Genomic DNA, 4011 nt, shown 5'->3' with positions numbered 1-4011 from the left:
TCCCCACACCACCTTCACCCTTATCCCGCCCTACCTCGCACAAAAGAGTAATGAGTCCTGAGCCTAGAGCGTTTTATCTTTAAAAAAGGTAAAACGCGAGGCGGCGGCACAGCGTCGCCTGACCCAAACCAAGCGGAAAACCCGCGCTTTTTCCGTGAAACGCCAGGCCGTATGGTTTGCAACGCGAAGCGTTTCACACGGAAAATGCCCTACCTGTTGATACAAATTCTACAAATAATTTCCCTAAACAAGCCAAACAGGCCGTGCATGCCCCGCCTGCCTTTTAGGGGGCGTGCCTCATTTTCCCGACTCTTTCTACGGTAAAAACGCGCTGGGGAAGGGATGGGTTCCCCTTTCCCCAAGCAGACAGCGAATAGTGTTGAGACTCTACATCTAGGACGTGGGACGAGTTCAGTACGGGAGAGAGCTTTTCCCTCCCCCATCCTTTCCTTTCTCGATATCCTTCCCGTCGTGAAGCCGGTCGGGCAGTCAGCTTCCCCACCTTCTCCAGCTCGCGGCCTGAGGCTTCCCCGCACCGTCAAGCCGCCCTTCGGGCTGTATGCGGTTCCATGATGCCACGGAGCCGCCCGACGGCGTACTGCGGTCTGCTGAGCAGTTTGCGGGGAGGCGACGTCGGAAAGTTCCAGGGCTGGGGAGTGTCCCTCGACTGCACAGAAGAAGTCGAGAAGCGAACAACGAGAGCGGGCGAGATCTCAGCAATCGGAGGAATGAAGAAAGGGAGCTGAACCTTTCTTTTGGCGACTGGTTGCGCAAATCAAAAGCGGCAGAGAGATTTCCTCTCTGCCGCTTTTTCCGTCCTGCCATCCGGCCGGTGGCATCAGCCGATGCCGGGCCGGTCAGCGCCCGCCGGCCAGACGTTCTCAGGGGCTGGCCTACACGCCCGTTTGATCCGGGCATGCCTCAGAGCGCGTTGCCTGTGAAAAAGGCGAAACGTCAAGCCGTATGATTTGAAACGCAAAGCGTTTCAAACGGAAAGTGCTCTAGAAGAGCCACTTCTTGCCGTCGTAGCGGATGAGCTCGTTGAGATTGCGGGTGCGGATACGTTCGCACTGACTGGTGGAAAGGGCTTCCTGGCGGGTGGCGGCGCGGCACTCGTACTCATATTCGCTGTAGCGGATGAAGCCCACATACTGGCCCTTGCTGCCGGGGCGCATATCCGTGGAAACGCTGCTCTGGTCCACTTCGATGTAGTTGGCAACATATTCCTTGCCGACCTTGCGCACGGAGCGGCTGGCCTTGGAGGGCATGACCGTGCGGGCCGCACGGCCCACCAGCTGCTCGCCGGTCACCTGGAGATCGGCGGCGATGCGCGCTTCACCCTTGAGGTTGGAGGAAGCCTTCTTTTCCGGCTTGGCGGCAGTTTCCGGCTTGTCGGCCACGGCGGGCTCGGCCTGAGGCGCGTCGCCGTTCTGCTCCACTTCCATGACAGGATCAGCGGAACCGCTGTCGCCGCCAAACAGGCCGCAACCGCTCAAGGCAAGGCAGAGAACAAGGGCAAGGGGGGTCAGAATGCTTTTCATGGGTACTCCTGAATGTGAGGACCCGGCGAAACTCGCCGGGTCCTCTGATTTACTGATGGGCTACGCGATCCGCTTTATTCGAACGAAAGCTCGGTGCGGCGGTTCATGTAGCGACCTTCTTCGGTCTTGTTGTCGTACTTGTAGGACTTGCCCTTGCCGATGGCGGTCATGCGGCTGGCGGGGATGCCCTGCTTGGCCAGGTAGCTCTTCACGGAGTTGGCGCGGTTCTGAGAGAGCTTGGCGTTGTAGGCGTCGGTACCCATGTAGTCGGTCCAGCCGGTCAGCACCACGCGCTTGTTGGGCGAGGACTTGATGAGCTCGGCGGCTTCGTTGAGGATGCCCATGGCCTTGCTGTCGAGGGCATAGGAATCAAAGGCGAAGTTCACGCCACGCAGGACGATGACGGTCTCTTCCTGGCAGAAGACGGCCAGCACGAAGCGTTCCACGGCGGCGTCGCTCTTCACGAGGTCTTCGCCACGCACCACCACGGTGGAGGGGTTCAGAGCGGCCAGGGCCTTGATGTTGGCTTCGCCGTTGGGCGTATCGGCAAAGGAGATGATGTGCAGGGTCACGCCGCGCTGGCTGGCATACAGCTGGCGGGCGATCTCCACGAAGTCCACGCCGCGGTTGTTGTCGCCGTCGGTCACGAGGATGATGGCGCCGGGCTTCTTCATGGCGTTGAAAGCGGGGGTGTAGACCTGCAGGCCGTCACCCATGCTGGTCATGCGACCGAAGATGGTGAAATCGGACTTCAGCTGGTTGATGCCGGCATCCATGGCGGCGCGGTTCCAGGGGCCCTGTTCGATGATGGCGCCGTTGGGGCTGATGGTGTGCAGACCACCGTAGTAATCCAGCGCCGGGATAGCGGCATTGACGCGCTTGAGAGCGGTTTTGGCAGCTTCCATCTTGGGCTGCTTGAGATCCTTGTTGTTCATCATCATGGAACCGGAGTAGTCCACGACGAAGTCAAAGCTCTCGATCTTCTTGTTGCACACAGGGGCCGCGGCGGCGGCAACGGCATAGCTGAGCACAAGGGCAGCAGCCAGCACCAGCAGACGAATGGACTTCATAAAGCCTCCCTTAGGTTTTCTCCTGAACTCAGGAAATTTTGCCCGCCATAACGCCCTCCCGCACACCGTTAGGGGAATGGCTTTCTTTGCTATACACTTTCTAGAAAGGATTCGCAAGCGAATATCGGCTGATGCTGCGGCGTTGACGGCCGTCTGGACAAGTTTCCCCGGGCTGGCTACTACTGGATGCATAACAGAGGGTACAGCAATGGGTGCATTGTCATTCAGCAAGTGGAGTCCCAGCGGCAATACCACGCTGCTTTTTCCCGCCGAATCCGTCGCCTGCTCGCAGCAGGCCGCCACGGCCGCCCAGGCCCTGTCGCCCCACCTGCTGGGAGGGGAGCAGGCCGGTTTCTGCCATGTCCGGGAACGCAGGCTGCGTATGGCCGGAGGGGAGTTTTGCGTCAACGCCACGCGGGCCTTCGGGGCATTGCTGGCGCTGGAGGCGGCGCGGAGCGCCCGTCAAACGGCTGAGGCGCAGGACGGGCCGCAGGAATACGCCTTCGCGGTGCAGGTCTCCGGCTGGCAGGGGCCGGTGGAGCTGCGCGTGCGGGGAAGCCTGCCCGAGTGGCAGGTGGCGGCGGATCTGGAACTGCCGGCCTGTCCGGTGCAGCAGCCTGCGCCCGGTGTGACGCTCGTGCGTCTGCCCGGCATCGCGCACCTGCTGCTCGATGAGCGCCATGTCTTCCCGGAAGACTTCCTGGCGGCGTCGGCCATCTGGCGGCGCGAGTACGACCTGCAGGCCCTGCCGGCCTCCGGCGTGGTCTGGTGGCGTCAGATGCAGCATCAGCTGGAGATGTTCCCGGTGGTGCATGTGCGGGATGCGGGGACCACCTGTCTGGAAAACGCCTGCGGTTCCGGAGCGCTGGCGCTGGGCTTGCGCCTGTGCCCGGCCGGCGCGCGCCGGGTCTTCACCATCCTGCAGCCGGGCGGCGAGCCGCTGACGGTGACGGTGGACAGGCAGGGCGGAGCCATGCGGGCGACGGTGGAAGGGCCCGTCCGGCTGGTGGCCGAGGGCAGGTTCTGGCTGCCGGAAGGGGCGGCGGGCGGCGTTTAGCGTATGTCCCGCTTGCCTTTTAGAGCGTTTTCCGGTTGAAAGGCTTCGCGTTTTACCCATACGACCTGTCGTTTCGCGGAAAACGCGCGGTTTTTCCGCTTGGTTTGGGCCGAGCGGCGCTGTGCCGCCGCCTCGTGTCGCCGGCTTTTCCGCCGGCAAAAGCGCGCTGGGGAAGGGATAGGGGACTTGGAGGAGGTTGAAGCGGACACCTTTTCTCGTTTCGTTGCGAAAAGGCCGGGTCCTCCCGCGCCGGCGGCGACCCGAAGGGCCGTGCCCGTTAGGCGACGCAGGAGTCTTACGGGCATCGACAGCAGAGCGCGACCGAAAGGCGGCCGGAGGCCGT

General features: G+C 62.2%; 3 protein-coding genes. 1 reads left to right on the top strand and 2 read right to left on the bottom strand.

What is annotated here, in order from left to right; translation table 11 throughout:
- Positions 1 to 1001 precede the first annotated feature (1001 nt).
- Positions 1002 to 1541, bottom strand: a complete 540-nt coding sequence (locus Q0K12_RS12365; RefSeq protein ID WP_297263276.1) for a translation initiation factor 2 — start codon at positions 1539 to 1541, stop codon at positions 1002 to 1004.
- A gap of 74 nt (positions 1542 to 1615) precedes the next feature.
- Positions 1616 to 2611 carry an OmpA family protein gene (locus tag Q0K12_RS12360; RefSeq protein WP_297263275.1) on the bottom strand — a complete coding sequence of 332 codons (996 nt, stop codon included), beginning with the start codon at positions 2609 to 2611 and terminating at the stop codon, positions 1616 to 1618.
- 208 nt (positions 2612 to 2819) lie between these two features.
- Here Q0K12_RS12360 and Q0K12_RS12355 point away from each other — a divergent pair, with 208 nt between their 5' ends.
- Complete coding sequence (locus tag Q0K12_RS12355) at positions 2820 to 3668, top strand: hypothetical protein (protein WP_297263274.1); 849 nt, start codon at positions 2820 to 2822, stop codon at positions 3666 to 3668.
- Positions 3669 to 4011: the final 343 nt, after the last annotated feature.

Source organism: uncultured Desulfovibrio sp. (assembly GCF_944324525.1).
Lineage (GTDB): Bacteria > Desulfobacterota > Desulfovibrionia > Desulfovibrionales > Desulfovibrionaceae > Desulfovibrio.
The sequence above is the reverse complement of the archived record's forward strand: the minus strand, read 5'-3'. Positions and strand labels throughout refer to the sequence as shown.